The organism is Nonomuraea sp. NPDC001684 (assembly GCF_053596515.1).
Genome location: NZ_JBSFGJ010000251.1, coordinates 1 through 14147, shown reverse-complemented (window position 1 = coordinate 14147; position 14147 = coordinate 1). Strand labels below are relative to the sequence as shown.

Here is a 14147-nt window from a genome sequence, read left to right as displayed (position 1 = left end):
GCCATCCCGGCCAGCCTGGCCATCAGGTCGAGCTCGCCGGGCCAGGCGTAGCGGTGGTTGGCGGGCAGCAGCCGCACGCCCTCGCCGGTCAGCCGTACGCGGGTGGTGCGCATGTGCTGGGTGGCCGGGGCGAGCCTGGCCGCCTCGATGACGACGGCGTCCTCGGCCAGCGACAGCAGCCGCAGCGCCGAGCCGTCGCGGAAGGCGGCCGGGTCGGGCACCCACGCCTCGACCACGAACCGCCCGCCGCCGCGCAGGTGCCGGGCCGCGTTGGCGAAGCAGTTGACCTGCGCCTCCTGGGTGGGCAGAGCGAAGATCGTGTTGATCGCGAGCACCACCAGCGCGTACGAGCCCTCGACCCGCATGGTGGAGAAGTCGCCCACCGTCACGGGGACGGCCGCGCCGCCGGGTTTGGCGCGCAGCTCGCGGGTCATCTCCGGCGAGGCGTCGATCCCGGCGACGGACAGGCCGCGGGCGGCGAGCGGGAGCGCCAGCCGCCCGGTGCCGATGCCGAACTCCAGCACGGGGCCGCCCTCGGCCAGCGTCGCCAGCCGCTCGACGGCCGCGCCGGTCGGCAGCTCCGTCACCGTGGCGTCGTAGATGTCGGCGATCGCGCGCCCGTAGGCGGAGGCGTCGTAGGCCACGCGCACCTCCTGTCCCCCGTGTTTCAGCAGGTCAATGCCCCTGGCCTGATCGGCTAAACGCTGACCTCCACCCGTCCGGCCGCCACCCGCACGGCGTAGACGGGCACCTGGACGGCCGCCTCGTCCAGGCACGCGCCCGACACCAGCGAGAAGACCTGCTTGTGCAGCGGCGAGGCCACGGTGGGCTCGCCCCGCCTGGTGCCGACGATGCCGCGGGAGAGCACGTACGCGCCGCTGAACGGGTCGAGGTTGTCCAGGGCGTGCACGTGCCCCTCGTAGGTGCGGAACAGCGCCACCTGCCGGTCGCCGACCAGCGCGCAGACGCCGCGCTCCGGCGGCAGGGCGGCGTACTCGCAGACCGGGGTCCAGCTCATCGGGCCATCACCGGCCTGATCTGGCCGCGCTCGGAGGCGAACACGATCGACGGGTCGGGCACGCCGGGGGCGTTGACGAAGCTGACGAACCTGCCCAGCTTCTCCGGGTCGTCCAGGGTCGCCGCCCACTCGTCGGCGTAGGTGGCGACGTGCTGTTCCATCTGGGCGTCGAGGTCGGCGCAGATGCCGAGCGAGTCTTCCATGATCACCTTCCGGAGATGGTCGAGGCCGCCGTCCAGCGACTCCAGCCAGGCGGCGGTGCGCTGCAGCCGGTCGGCGGTGCGGACGTAGAACATCAGGAACCGGTCGACGGTCCTGATCAGGTCGCCGGTGCTCAGGTCGGTGGCCAGCAGGTCGGCGTGGCGGGGCCGGAAGCCGCCGTTGCCGCCGACGTACAGGTTCCAGCCCTGCTCGGTGGCGATGACGCCGAAGTCCTTCGACCTGGCCTCGGCGCACTCACGGGCGCAGCCGGACACGGCCGACTTAAGCTTGTGCGGCGAGCGCAGGCCGCGGTAGCGCAGCTCCAGGGCGATGGCCAGGCCGACGGAGTCCTGGACGCCGTAGCGGCACCAGGTGGAGCCCACGCACGACTTCACCGTGCGCAGCGCCTTGCCGTAGGCGTGGCCGGACTCGAAGCCGGCGTCCACCAGGCGTCGCCAGATCTCCGGGAGCTGCTCGACCCGGGCGCCGAACAGGTCGATGCGCTGGCCGCCGGTGATCTTGGTGTAGAGCCCGAAGTCGCGGGCGACCTCGCCGATCACGATGAGCTTGTCCGGCGTGATCTCGCCGCCCGGGATGCGCGGGACGACCGAGTACGTGCCGTTCTTCTGGATGTTGGCGAGGAAGGCGTCGTTGGTGTCCTGCAACGCGGCCCGCTCGCCGTCGAGCACGTGCCCGTTGTGCAGCGAGGCCAGGATCGAGGCCACCGCGGGCTTGCAGACGTCGCAGCCGCGCCCCTGCCCGTGCTCGGCGATGAGCCGGGAGAACGTCGTGATCTTCCGCACCCGGACGATGTCGAACAGCTCGGCCCGCGAGTACGCGAAGTGCTCGCACAGCGACCTGCCGACCTCGACCCCCGACTCCTCCAGGAGCTGCCTGAGCATCGGCACGCAGCTCCCGCACGTGGTGCCGGCCCGCGTGCACGCCTTGAGGCCGGGCACGTCGGTCACGCCCAGCTCGGCGACGGCGTGCCGGACGTCCCCCGCGCACACGTTGTTGCAGGAGCAGACCTGCGCGTCGCCGGGCAGGTCGAGCGGCGCCCCGGAGCCGCTGAACAGCAGGTCGGAGGGCGGCGCGGGCAACGGCTTGCCGACGAACGGCCGCAGCGCCGCGTACGGCCCGGCGTCCCCCACGCAGATACCGCCGAGCAGCGTGCGGGCGTCGTCGCTGATGAACAGCTTCTTGTAAATTCCGGCGACCGGGTCCATGTAGGTGACGTCGAGGGCGCCGTCCATCGCGCCGAACTGGGCGACCTCGACGCCGAGCAGCTTCAGCCTCGTGGAGGTGTCCCCGCCCGCGAACGAGGACGTCCCGCCCATGATCCGGTCGGCGGCCACCTCGGCCATCGTGTTGCACGGCCCGACCAGGCCGTGGACCGTGCCGCCGGCCAGCGCGCACTCGCCGATCGCGTAGACCGACGGGTCGCAGGTGCGCATGCCGTCGTCGACCACGACGCCGCCCCGCTCCCCCACCTCCAGCCCGCACGCCCTGGCCAGCTCGTCGCGCGGCCTGACGCCCGCCGAGAACACCACGACCTGGCCCTCGATCAGCGTGCCGGACGGCGTGCGCACCCCGGCGACCCGGCCGTCCGGCCCGGTGACGACCTCCTGGACGCCCGACCCGGCGTGCACGCCGAGCCCGAGGGCCTCGATGTGGCCCTTGAGCACCGCGCCGCCGCCCTCGTCCACCTGGCGGGGCATCAGCCAGGGGCTCATCTCGACGATGTGCGCCCTCAGGCCGAGCGCCCGCAGCGCGTCGGCCGCCTCCAGGCCGAGCAGGCCGCCGCCGACCACGACGCCTTCGTCCGCGTGCCGGGCGGCCGCCCGGATGGCGTCCAGGTCGTCGATCGTGCGGTAGACGTGGGCGTGCTCGCGTCCTGGCACCGGCGGCACGAACGGCGCCGACCCGGTGGCCAGCACGAGCAGGTCGTACGGCTCGGCGGCCCCGCCCTCGACGGTCACCGTCCGCGCCGCCCGGTCGACGGCGACGGCCCGGCTGCCCAACCGCGTCACGGTCCCGGCGGGCACCGGGTAGGTGAGGTCGGCCAGGGTGGCCCCCGACAGGTACGAGGTCAGCGCCACCCGGTCGTAGGCCGGGCGCGGCTCCTCCCCGATGACGGTGATCCGCCCGTCGAAGCCCCGGCTCGCCAGGGTCTCCACGAAGCGGTGCGCGGCCGGGCCGTACCCGACGACGACGATCCTCCTCATACCGGCACTCCTTCCTGATCGCACAACCAGCCGACGATGCCCTCCACGGCGTCGCGGCAGGTGCCGCAGCCGGTGGTGGCCCTGGTGGCGGCGGCCACCCCGGCCACGTCGCGGGCGCCGGCCTCCCAGCACGCCCGGATCTGTCCCTTGGTCACGTTGTTGCACCGGCAGACCTCGGCCGCGTCCGGCATCAGCACCGGGCTGCCCGCGACCGGCGCCGGCGACAGGCCCGGGAACAGCAGGCCGGCGCGGTCGCCCGGCACCGGTCCGCCGCGGTCGAAGAGCTGGGTGAGCGTGCCGACGGCGTCGCTCTCGCCCAGCAGGATCGCGCCCACCAGCCGCCCGTCGCGGATGACGAGCTTGTGGTAGGTGCCGCGGGCGCGGTGGCTGAAGCGCACCACCTCGGCGTGCTCCTCGCCGAGCTGCGTCTCGCCCATGGCGGCCAGCTCGACGCTCCTGGCCTTGAGCCTGGTGACCAGCCGGGAGCCGCGGTAGCGGGCCTTGCCGCCGGTGATCACCTCGGCCGCCACGGCGGCCTGCTCCCAGGCGGGGGCGACCAGGCCGTACACCGTGCCGTCGTGCTCGGCGCACTCGCCGACGGCGAAGATCGACGGGTCGCCGGTGCGCAGCTCGTCGTCCACGACGACGCCGCGCCGCACCTCCAGCCCCGCCGCGGCGGCGAGCCCGGTGACCGGGCGCACCCCGCAGGCCAGGACGACCAGGTCGGCCTCGACCAGCTCGCCGCCGGCCAGGCGGACGCCGTCCGGCTCGACCGCGGCCGCGCTGACGCCGGTGCGGGCCGCCACGCCGAGCCCGGCCAGGGTCTCGCCGAGCACCTGGCCCGCCTCGGCGTCGAGCTGGCGTTCCATCAGGTGCCCGGCCAGGTGCAGCAGCGTGACCGGCAGGCCGCGCCCGGCCAGGCCGCGGGCGGCCTCGATGCCGAGCAGCCCGCCGCCGACGACGGCCGCGCGGCGCGCCCGTCCGGCGGCCCGCACGATCCGCTCGCAGTCCGCCAGCGTCCGGAACGGCACGGCCCGCCCGACGCCGGGCAGCGGCGGCACGACCGCCTGGCTGCCGGTGGCCAGGACCAGCAGGTCGTACGGCTCGCGCCGCCCGTCCGCGGTCACCACGTGCCTGGCGTCCCGGTCGATGCGGGCGACCTCAGCGCCGGGCACGGCCTCGACGCCGTGCGCGGCGTACCAGGAGGGGTCCACCAGGCGCACCTGGTCGGGACGCGCGCTCCCGGCCAGCACGTCCGACAGCAGCACCCGGTTGTACGGCGGGCCCGCCTCGGCCCCGAACACGGTCACCCGCATCCGCGGGTCGCGCGCCCGCACCTCGCTGACCAGGCGTGACCCGGCCATCCCGTTCCCCACGACGACGAGCCTCATGAGTCCCTCTCCACCCTGACCGCGCAGACCTTGAACTCCGGCATGCCGGACACCGGGTCGAGCGCCGGGTTGGTGAGCCGGTTGGCGCCCTCCCAGTGGAAGGGCATGAACACGGTGTCGCGCCTGATGGCGTCGCTGATCCTGGCCACCGCCCTGCTCCGGCCCCTGCGGCTGCTGACCCGCACCAGGTCGCCCGCGGCGACGCCGAGCTGCGCGGCCAGGTCGGGATGCAGCTCCACGAACGGCTCGGGGGCGGCCCGCACCAGCGACGCGATCCGGCGGGTCTGGGCGCCGCTCTGGTAGTGGGCCAGGACGCGGCCGGTGCTCAGGTACACCGGGTAGTCCACGTCGGGCTCCTCGGCCGCGGGCCGGTGCTCGACCGGGACGAACCGGGCGCGGCCGTCCGGGTGGGCGAAGCGGTCCAGGAACGGCCGGGGCGTGCCGGGGTGGTCCTGCGACGGGCAGGGCCAGAAGACGCCGGTCTCGGCGGCGATGCGCTCGTAGCTGATGCCGGAGTAGTCCGCGACGCCGCCCGCCGCGGCCCGGCGCAGCTCGTCGAAGACGGCGGCCGGCTCGGTGTCGAAGCGGTGGCCGAGGCGGGCGGCCAGCCCGGCGATGACGTCCAGGTCGCTCCGGACGCCCTCCGGCGGCGCGACGGCCCGGCGGCGGAGCAGGACGCGGCCCTCCAGGTTGGTCATCGTGCCGCTCTCCTCGGCCCACTGGGTGACCGGGAGCACCACGTCGGCCATGGCCGCGGTCTCCGAGCGCACCACGTCGGCCACGACCAGCAGGTCCAGCCCGGCGATCCGGCCGCCGACGTGCCCGGACGCGGGCGCCGACACCACCGGGTTGGACCCGAACAGCAGCAGCGCCCGCGGCCCCCGCGAGGTGCCGAGCGCGTCCAGCAGCTCGTACGCCGTCCGCCCCGGCCCCGGCAGGTCCTCGGCCCGCACGCCCCACACCCCTGCCACGTGCGCGCGGGCCGCCGGGTCGTCGATCCTGCGGTAGCCGGGGAGCTGGTCGGCCTTCTGGCCGTGCTCCCTGCCGCCCTGGCCGTTGCCCTGGCCGGTCAGGCAGCCGTAGCCGGAGCCGTACCGGCCGGGCAGGCCGAGCGCCAGGGCCAGGTTGATGAACGCGGTGACGGTGTCGGTGCCCTTGGCGTGCTGCTCGGCGCCGCGCCCGGTCAGCACGTACGCGTTCCCTGCGGCGGCCAGCGCGCGGACGGCCTGCCGCATCCGGTGCACCGGCACCCCGGTGACGCGCTCGACGCGTTCGGGCCACCAGGCGGCCAGCGAGGTGCGCACGTCGTCGAAGCCGGTGGTCCTGGCGGCCACGTAATCCGCGTCCACGAGGTCGTCGGCGATCGCCAGGTGCAGCAGCCCGAGGGCGAGCGCCAGGTCGGTGCCGGGCGTGGGCTGCAGGTGCAGCCAGGCGAGCCGGGCCGTCGGGGTGCGGCGCGGATCGACGACGATCAGCCGCGGCCCCGACAGGTGCCGGACGAACGGCGGCATGGTCTCGGCCACGTTCGCGCCGGCCAGCAGCACGACGTCGGCGCCGGCCAGGTCGGTGACCGGGAACGGCAGGCCCCGGTCCATGCCGAAGGCCCGGAGGGAGGCGGCGGCGGCCGAGGACATGCAGAAGCGGCCGTTGTAGTCGATCTGGCTGGTGCCGAGCGCGACCCTGGCGAACTTGCCGAGCTGGTAGGCCTTCTCGTTGGTCAGCCCGCCGCCGCCGAACACGGCCACGGCGTCGGGGCCGTGTTCGGCGCGGATCGCGCGCAGCCGGGCGGCGACGTGGTCGAGGGCGGTCTCCCACTCCACCGGCTCGCCGTGCAGGAGCGGCGTGGTCAGGCGCTCGCCGTTGGTGAGCAGCTCGGCCGCCGTCCAGCCCTTCTGGCACAGCGCGCCGGGGGCGTTGGCCGGGACGTCGGCCCTGGGGGTGATCTCCAGTGCCGGGCCGATCTCCATGCCGCACTGGAGGGCGCAGTAGGGGCAGTGTGTCTTCGTCATGTCAGACCCGGGCGTGGGCGAGGCTGGCGACGACCGTGACGCCGACGGTGCGCGTGTAGCACCACCAGGTCAGCGCCAGGCAGCCGGCGTAGAAGACGGCGAAGGCCAGGAAGGCCGGCGCCGGGTTGCCGGCCGCGGCGAACGCCATGCCGAAGGCCCGGTTGACGAGGAACCCGCCGAGCGCGCCGACCGCCGAGATGACGCCGATCGCCGCCGCGGCCTGACGGCGGCCGTGCAGCAGGGCCTCCGGGCCCGCGCCGCGCTCGGCGACCGCCTTGGCGTGGAAGATCGCCGGGATCATCCGGTACGTCGAGCCGTTGCCGATGCCCGCGGCAAGGAAGAGCAGCTGGAAGGCCAGGAAGAACAGCCAGAAGCCGCCCGCGACGCCGGCCGCCCAGGCCAGCAGCACCCCGGCGCCCATGGCCGCGAAGTTCCACTGCGTCACCCGCGCGCCGCCCAGCCGGTCGGCCAGCCAGCCGCCCACCGGCCTGACCAGCGAGCCGAGCAGCGGCCCGGCGAAGGCGACCGCCGCGTACGGCGCCTGCGGGAACAGGCTCTTGCTGAGCAGCGGGAACGCCGTCGAATAGCCGATGAACGACCCGAACGTGCCGACGTACAGGACCGACATGATCCACGTCTGCGCCCGTCCGGCCACCGCGAGCTGCTCGCGCGGCTCGGCCCTGGCGCCGGCCAGGTTGTCCATGAAGAACCACGCGCAGGCCGCGGCCACCACGATGAACGGGATCCAGAACCAGCCGGCGGCGGCCGTCCCGAGCGAGCCGATCACCAGCGGCACGACGAGCTGCACCGAGCTGACCCCGACGTTGCCGCCCGCCGCGTTCAGCCCGAGCGCCAGCCCCTGCCTGTCGCGCGGGTAGAAGTAGGTGATGTTGGCCATGCTGGAGGCGAAGTTCCCGCCGCCCACCCCGGCCAGCGCCGCGATCACCAGGAACAGCCAGTACGGCGTGCCGGGATCGTTCACCGCCACCCCGAGCAGCACGGCCGGGACCAGCAGCAGCGCCGCGCCGGCCACGGTGAAGTCGCGCCCGCCGAAGCGGCCGGGCCCGAACGTGTAGGGCACCCGCAGCACGGCCCCGATCAGGTTCGGCAGCGCGACGAGCCAGAAGAGCTGGTCGGTGGAGAAGTCGTAGGCCCCCATCCTGGTGGCCACGACGCTCCACAGGGTCCAGACGGTGAACCCGAGATGCTCGGCCACGATGGAGAAGACCAGGTTGCGCCGGGCGACGTGCCTGCCGGTCCGCTGCCAGAAGGCCGGGTCGTCGGGGTGCCACTCGGTGATCCAGCGCGCCATCGATCTCTCCTCCGCTCGGCGTCGGGAGCACCACGGTAGGAGTGCCGCGTTACGCGTTCCGGCAGCCGGCGGAGGTACGGCGGTTACGGGTGATTCACCGCGGTAACAACGCGCGCACAACCGTCACCGGCGAAACACGCCGGTAATGATCGGAGTTCTGGCTGGTTACGTGGTCTTCCCCGGGGTAACAGCACTCATGGCAAGGGGGGAATAATGATCAAAAAGCTGCACCAGATGGGCATCAAGTCAGGCCACATGTACGCCGCGGGGCTGGCGTCCATCGGCCTGTCCTTCTGTTCCTGGATGATCTCCAAGAACAAGGAGGGCGCGGGCCTCGACCGGGCCGACCGGTGGGGGATCTTCATCGGCGAGTGGGCGCCCACGTTCTTCGCGATCGGCGTCGCGCTGCGGATCGAGGAGACCCACAAGGACCTCGAAGAGCACGGCACCGAGATGTTCGACAGCACGCAGGGCCAGCGGTCCCGCTCGCACGTCGGAGTGTGACCAGGAGGCCGCGCAGGTCACGCCGGGGGGCCGGCCTGCGCGGCACACCTCTTCGCCGGCGTCCTCAGCGGGACAGCCGCTCCAGCGGCTCGTCGGTCAGCCGGTACTTCAGCCACTCGTCCTGCCGCACGGCGCCGAGCTTGTCGTAGAAGGCGATGGACGGCTCGTTCCAGTCGAGCACCGACCACTCCAGGCGCTGGTAGCCGCGTTCGGCGCAGATCTTCGCCAGTTCCGCCATCAGCGCGCGGCCGTGGCCGCCGCCCCGGTGCTCGGGGCGCACGTACAGGTCCTCCATGTAGATGCCGTGCACGCCGCGCCAGGTGGAGTAGGTCAGGAACCAGATCGTGCAGCCGACGGGCTCGCCGTCCTGCTCGGCGATGTGCGCGAACACGGCGGGCCGCTCGCCGAAGAGCGAGGTCCGCAGCATCTCCTCGGTCACGCGCACCTCGTGCGCGGCGTTCTCGTACGTGGCCAGCTCAAGGATCATGCGCACGATGGCGGGGACGTCTGCTGGGGTGGCGGGGCGAATCATGCGCACAGGGTAGCCAGCGCATTTGGTTGAACCGTCCACCGCCCCCGTACGTCGTAACGGCAGAACGGTATTCGGGGGACCGTCTGGAAGCTCAGCCCGGATGACCGAATGGGGACGGAAACCGTGGGCGTTTTAGAGGAGCTGGGGGTTCGCCTGCCCCCGTATCCGGACATCAGGCTCGCGCTCGTGCTCGGTGAGCGCGCTTTGTACGTGAACGGGGATCTGCAGACCGCCAGACGCTGGTTCGACTCGGCCTACCGGCAGGCCGAGGCGTGCGGCGACGTGCCCGCCCTGGCCAGGGCGGCGCTCGGCCTGGGCGGGGTGTGGGTGCAGGAGCACCGCACCTGCGCGGAGTCGGAGATGGTGCGCGCGCGTCAGCGGCACGCGTTGTCGCTGATCGATCCGCGCTCGTCGCTGGCGCTGCGACTGCGGATCAGGATGACCGGGGAGGAGGACTACAGCGCGGGCGGGCACGGGGAGATCCTCCGGCTCGTCGCGCGGGCCAGGAGCGCGGGCGATCCGGCGGCGCTGGCCGAGGCGCTGAGCCTGGCCCACCACTGCCTGCTCGGGCCGGAGCACGGGCCGGCCCGCTTGGAGCTGGCCAGGGAGCTGATCGGCCAGGCGGCGGTCACCCGGCGCAGGGGCGACCTGCTGATGGGCCTGCTGTGGCGGACGGTCGACCTCTACCTGGCGGCCGACCCGCACGCCGGACGCTGCCTGGAGGAGCTGGGGGGCCTGCTGGCCGAGCACGACCACCTGGCCGTCGGGTTCGTGACCGACGTGATCAGGGTGATGCTGGCCATCCGGGCGGGCCGGTTCGAGCAGGCGGAGAAGATGGCCGGCGACTGCTTCGAGCGCGGCGTCCAGGCCGGCGACATGGACGCCACCGGCTGGTACGGCGGCCAGATCGCCGCCATCCGCTGGTACCAGGGCCGCATCGCCGAGCTGCTGCCGACGGTGGCCGACCTGGTCAGCTCGCCCACGCTCAGCCCGGTCGACAACTCCTACCTGGCGGGCCTCGCGCTGGCCGCGGCCACCTCGGGCGACCGCAGGGCGGCGGCCGGTCACCTGGCCCGGCTGCGCGGCCGGGACCTGGCCGACCTGCCGAGGTCGAGCACGTGGCTGTTCTCGATGTACTGCGTCGTCGAGACCGCCCACCTGCTCCAGGACGCCGGCGCCGCCGCCGAGGCGTACGCGCTGCTGCTGCCGTTCGCGGCTCTGCCGGTGGTGGCCAGCTTGGGCGTGCTCTGCCTGGGCTCGGTGCAGCACAGCCTGGGCATGGCCGCGCTCACGACCGGCGACGTGGACCGCGCCGCCGGGCACCTGGCGGAGGCCGTCCGGGCCAGTCTCGCGCTCGGCCACTGGCCCGCCGCGACGCTGTCGCGCTGGCGGCTCGGCCAGACGCTCGCGCTGCGCGACGGGCCGCACGACAAGGCGGCGCGGGCCGCCCAGAACGCCGCCGCGCAGGAGGCCAGGGAGCTCGGCATGGTGCTGCCCGCCGTGGTCGGCAGGGCGGGCGCGGCGCACGGGGCGTTCCTGATGCGCAGGCACGGACGGCACTGGCAGGTCGAGCACGGCGGGCGGCTGGTGGTCGTCGAGCACAGCGTCGGCATGCAGCACCTGGCGACCCTGATCGCCAACCCGGGGCGCGAGATCCTGGCCGCCGACCTGGCCGCGGGCGCGCCGGCGCAGGACAGCGAGCCGGCCTCGGCGCAGCCGGTGCTGGACGACCTGGCCAGGGAGACCTACCGGCAGCGGCTGACCCAGTTGCAGGCCGACATCGACGAGCTGGAGGCGATGAACGACCTCGAACGGGCCGCCGCGCTGCGCCTGGAGCGCGAGTGGCTGGTGGCCGAGCTGTCGGCGGCGACCGGGATCGGCGGGCGGGCGCGGCCGTTCACCGGCACGGAGGAACGCGCGCGGATCGCGGTGGGCAAGGCGATCCGGCGGGCGATCTCCCGCGTCTCGTCGGCCGACCAGGCGCTGGGGGACGAGCTGCGGGCCACCGTGCACACGGGCGTGCGGTGCAGCTACCGGCCCCGATGATGGCAGTACGGGCGTGCCCCCGCGGCGCGCCCGTACCTTTCGTCCGGGACACTGGTCGCAGGAACCAGACGAACGGACAAACAGCATGGAACACCGCACACTCGGACGTACGGGACGCCAGGTCGGCGTCGTGGGCCTCGGCGCCTGGCAGCTCGGCGCCGACTGGGGCGAGGTGAGCGAGGACGAGGCGTTCGCCACCCTGGAGGCGGCCGTGGCGGCAGGCGTCACGTTCGTCGACACCGCCGACGTCTACGGCGACGGCCGCAGCGAGCAGATCGTCGGCCGCTTCGCCAAGGCGCATCCCGGGCTCACCGTGGCCACCAAGATGGGCCGCCGGATGGCGCAGGTGCCGGCCAACTACGTGATGGACAACTTCCGCGCCTGGAACGAGCGCTCCCGGCACAACCTCGGCATGGACACCCTCGACCTGGTCCAGCTCCACTGCCCGCCCACCCCGGTGTACTCCTCCGACGCGGTCTTCGACGCCCTGGACACGCTGGTCGCCGAGCAGAAGATCGCGGCGTACGGCGTCAGCGTGGAGACCTGCGAGGAGGCGCTGACCGCCATCGCCAGGCCCGGCGTGGCGACCGTGCAGATCATCCTCAACGCGTTCCGGCTCAAGCCGCTGGAGCGGGTGCTGCCCGCCGCCCGCGCGGCCGGGGTGGGCGTCATCGCCCGCGTCCCGCTGGCCAGCGGCCTGCTGTCGGGCCGCTACGACGAGCACACCGTGTTCGCCCCCGACGACCATCGCACCTACAACCGGCACGGCGAGTCGTTCGACGTCGGCGAGACCTTCTCCGGCGTGGAGTTCGCCACCGGCCTGGAGGCGGTGCGGCGGCTGGCCGGGCTGGTGCCCGAGGGGGCGTCCATGGCCCAGTTCGCGCTGCGCTGGATCCTCGACCAGCCCGGCGTCTCGGTCGTCATCCCCGGCGCGCGCAACCCCGGCCAGGCACGGTCCAACGCGGCCGCTGCCGACCTGGAGCCGCTTCCGGAGGAGACGCTGGAGGCCGTGCGGGCCGTCTACGACGAGCTGATCCGGCCGCAGGTTCACGACCGGTGGTGAACCGTTGACGGTACGGCTTTCCGGGCTCTAATGTTTAGGAAACTTTCCTAAGCAATTCTCGCCGCGCGCACACCTTCGAGGAGCCCCGCATGAACGCGAGAAGACGGACCGCCGGCTGCGCCGTCCTGGCCACGGGCCTGGTCCTGCTGGGCGCCCCGGCCGCCTCCGCCGCGCCCACCGGCTGCACGTACCAGCTCAACCAGGCCGAACGCTGGGCCACCAGCTACTGCCCGAGCGGCACCGGCGAGCACCGCATCCACGTGATCCAGCGCCACTTCCTGCCCGAGGTCGGCCTGATCCCGATCGAGGGCCCGTGGGTGCCGGCCGGGCAGACCTCCTACACCGGGATCACACCGCACACCACGGTGAGCGTCTGGGTGGACACCCGCGGATGAACACCAACGGCTACGGCGGCTTCTGTCCGCACGCGACCATGAACCCCAACGGCTACGGCGGCTTCACCACCCGCTGACGCGCGGCCTCACCCCCTGCTTACGCGCGGCTTCCCCCGCGTACGCGCGGCTTCACCGCCCGGCGGCACGGGAGCTTCGACGCCCGCGTCAGGGGTGGCTCGCTTCAGCGCCTGCGGCCCCTTCGCCTGCCGTACGCCAGGTAGGCGATGGGTCCGAACGGCTGCACGAAGATGCCCAGCCACCAGACGCCCTTCCAGCCGTGGATCTCCCGCTGCGGCCGGCGCCACAGATCCACGGCGGCGGCCCCGGTGAGCACCAGCTCCGCCGAACCGAGCCCGAGCAGCACCGCCCGCCGCCGGCTCGACATGTCACTCCATCGCACGGCCGAACACCCCGATCGACCTCTCTGACGCATGGTCGAGCACTCCGATCGACCTCTCCATCGCATGGCCGAACACTCGGATCGACCTCTCTGTCGCATGGGGCCGAGCGCCCCGAACGACCTCTTTGAGGACAATCCCGTCCTTCCGTCGTCTACCCCACCCGTCGCCTCCCGGCAAGCCCCCTTCGCCCCGGCAGGCCCTCACCGCCGGATCGCGATCTCGTAGGAGTAGCGGTCGCCCCGGTAGATCGACTTGGCCGCCTCGACCGCCCGTCCCCGCTGGTCGTAGGCCACCCGTTCGACCAGCAACGCCGGCGCCAGCGGCGCCGCCTCCAGCAGCTCCGCCTCCTCCGGCTCCAGCACCGTGGCCCTGATCGACTGCTCGGCCCGCTCCAGCCTGATCCGGTACGCCCCCGCCAGCACCTCGTACAGCGACCCGCCGAGCGGCCGGTCGAGCAGACCGGGCACGAACGCGGCCGGCACGTGGGCACGCTCCAGGCACATCGGCGAACCGTTGGCCGTACGGACCCGGCACAGCCGCACGACCGCGTCCGCCGGGCTGATGCCGAGCGCCTGCCCCACCCGCGCCCCGGCGGGCACCTCGGCCGCCTCCAGCAGCCGCGACCCCGGCTCCAGCCCCCGCCCCCGCATGTCCTCGCTGAACGACGTCAGCTCGATCGTCTTGGCGATGCTCCGGTGCGCGACGAACGTCCCCGCCCCCTGGACGCGGTAGACCCTCTGGTCCGTCTCCAGTCGGTCGACCGCCCGCCGCACGGTCAGCCTGCTCACCCCGAACTCCTCGGCGAGGTCGCGCTCGGCGGGCAGCCGTTCGCCCGGCTTCAGCTCGGTCTCGATGAGCGTGAGCAGATGGTCTGTGAGCCGGCCGATCTTCGTCACGGGTGGTCGTCCTCGGTCAGGGGGTGCTCTTGACGCTCCGATCGTAATTGGGCTATACCAATCGGGCAAGCGAGGTGGGCACTTCTGCCTCTATGCCGGAAGATTGGGCTGTACCAAATGGATGTGGTGACCGCGATCGAAGGCGGCCTGGTCG

Annotated in this window: 13 protein-coding genes; 4 read left to right on the top strand and 9 right to left on the bottom strand. The window is 73.4% G+C overall.

What is annotated here, in order from left to right:
- The 6 genes from ACWCSD_RS33205 to ACWCSD_RS33180 form a co-directional block, all read right to left on the bottom strand.
- Positions 1–644: class I SAM-dependent DNA methyltransferase (locus tag ACWCSD_RS33205; protein WP_449920807.1), on the bottom strand; the 644-nt coding region annotated here is incomplete at its 3' end.
- Between the two features lie 53 nt (positions 645–697).
- Positions 698–1018: a nitrite reductase small subunit NirD gene (gene nirD / locus ACWCSD_RS33200; protein WP_397163379.1), complete on the bottom strand. Its 321-nt coding sequence runs from the start codon at positions 1016–1018 to the stop codon at positions 698–700.
- On the bottom strand, positions 1015–3444 hold the full coding sequence (gene nirB / locus ACWCSD_RS33195) for a nitrite reductase large subunit NirB (protein WP_449920804.1): 2430 nt from the start codon (positions 3442–3444) through the stop codon (positions 1015–1017). The genes nirD and nirB overlap by 4 nt, the downstream gene beginning before the upstream one ends.
- Entirely contained in the window at positions 3441–4835 is a 1395-nt protein-coding gene (locus ACWCSD_RS33190; protein ID WP_397163376.1) for an FAD-dependent oxidoreductase, read from the bottom strand. Before ACWCSD_RS33190 ends, nirB begins: the two co-directional genes overlap by 4 nt.
- On the bottom strand, positions 4832–6844 hold the full coding sequence (locus tag ACWCSD_RS33185; RefSeq protein WP_449920799.1) for a molybdopterin oxidoreductase family protein: 2013 nt from the start codon (positions 6842–6844) through the stop codon (positions 4832–4834). The genes ACWCSD_RS33190 and ACWCSD_RS33185 overlap by 4 nt, the downstream gene beginning before the upstream one ends.
- 1 nt (position 6845) lies before the next feature.
- On the bottom strand, positions 6846–8156 hold the full coding sequence (locus ACWCSD_RS33180; protein WP_449920795.1) for an MFS transporter: 1311 nt from the start codon (positions 8154–8156) through the stop codon (positions 6846–6848).
- A gap of 213 nt (positions 8157–8369) precedes the next feature.
- Between ACWCSD_RS33180 and ACWCSD_RS33175 the strand changes: the two genes are divergently transcribed.
- The gene (locus tag ACWCSD_RS33175; protein ID WP_397163372.1) at positions 8370–8660 is read left to right on the top strand and encodes a hypothetical protein; all 291 of its coding nucleotides are present in this window, start codon (positions 8370–8372) and stop codon (positions 8658–8660) included.
- 64 nt (positions 8661–8724) lie between these two features.
- Here ACWCSD_RS33175 and ACWCSD_RS33170 read toward each other — a convergent pair whose 3' ends face one another.
- Positions 8725–9192 carry an N-acetyltransferase family protein gene (locus ACWCSD_RS33170; RefSeq protein WP_449920791.1) on the bottom strand — a complete coding sequence of 156 codons (468 nt, stop codon included), beginning with the start codon at positions 9190–9192 and terminating at the stop codon, positions 8725–8727.
- 123 nt (positions 9193–9315) lie between these two features.
- On the opposite strand from ACWCSD_RS33170, the gene ACWCSD_RS33165 reads away from it, so the two are divergent.
- The 3 genes from ACWCSD_RS33165 to ACWCSD_RS33155 all read left to right on the top strand — a co-directional run bounded on the left by ACWCSD_RS33165 (position 9316) and on the right by ACWCSD_RS33155 (position 12696).
- On the top strand, positions 9316–11238 hold the full coding sequence (locus ACWCSD_RS33165; RefSeq protein ID WP_449920788.1) for a hypothetical protein: 1923 nt from the start codon (positions 9316–9318) through the stop codon (positions 11236–11238).
- An 85-nt stretch (positions 11239–11323) separates the two neighbouring features.
- Positions 11324–12301, top strand: coding sequence for an aldo/keto reductase (locus ACWCSD_RS33160; protein WP_397163367.1), 978 nt, complete (start codon positions 11324–11326; stop codon positions 12299–12301).
- Between the two features lie 89 nt (positions 12302–12390).
- Positions 12391–12696 (top strand): hypothetical protein, encoded by a 306-nt coding sequence (locus ACWCSD_RS33155; RefSeq protein ID WP_449920783.1) that lies wholly within the window; start codon positions 12391–12393, stop codon positions 12694–12696.
- Between the two features lie 181 nt (positions 12697–12877).
- Here ACWCSD_RS33155 and ACWCSD_RS33150 read toward each other — a convergent pair whose 3' ends face one another.
- Both ACWCSD_RS33150 and ACWCSD_RS33145 read right to left on the bottom strand, forming a co-directional pair.
- Complete coding sequence (locus tag ACWCSD_RS33150) at positions 12878–13081, bottom strand: PLDc N-terminal domain-containing protein (protein ID WP_397163363.1); 204 nt, start codon at positions 13079–13081, stop codon at positions 12878–12880.
- A 216-nt stretch (positions 13082–13297) separates the two neighbouring features.
- Entirely contained in the window at positions 13298–13993 is a 696-nt protein-coding gene (locus tag ACWCSD_RS33145; protein WP_358284400.1) for a GntR family transcriptional regulator, read from the bottom strand.
- Between the last annotated feature and the right edge of the window lie 154 nt (positions 13994–14147).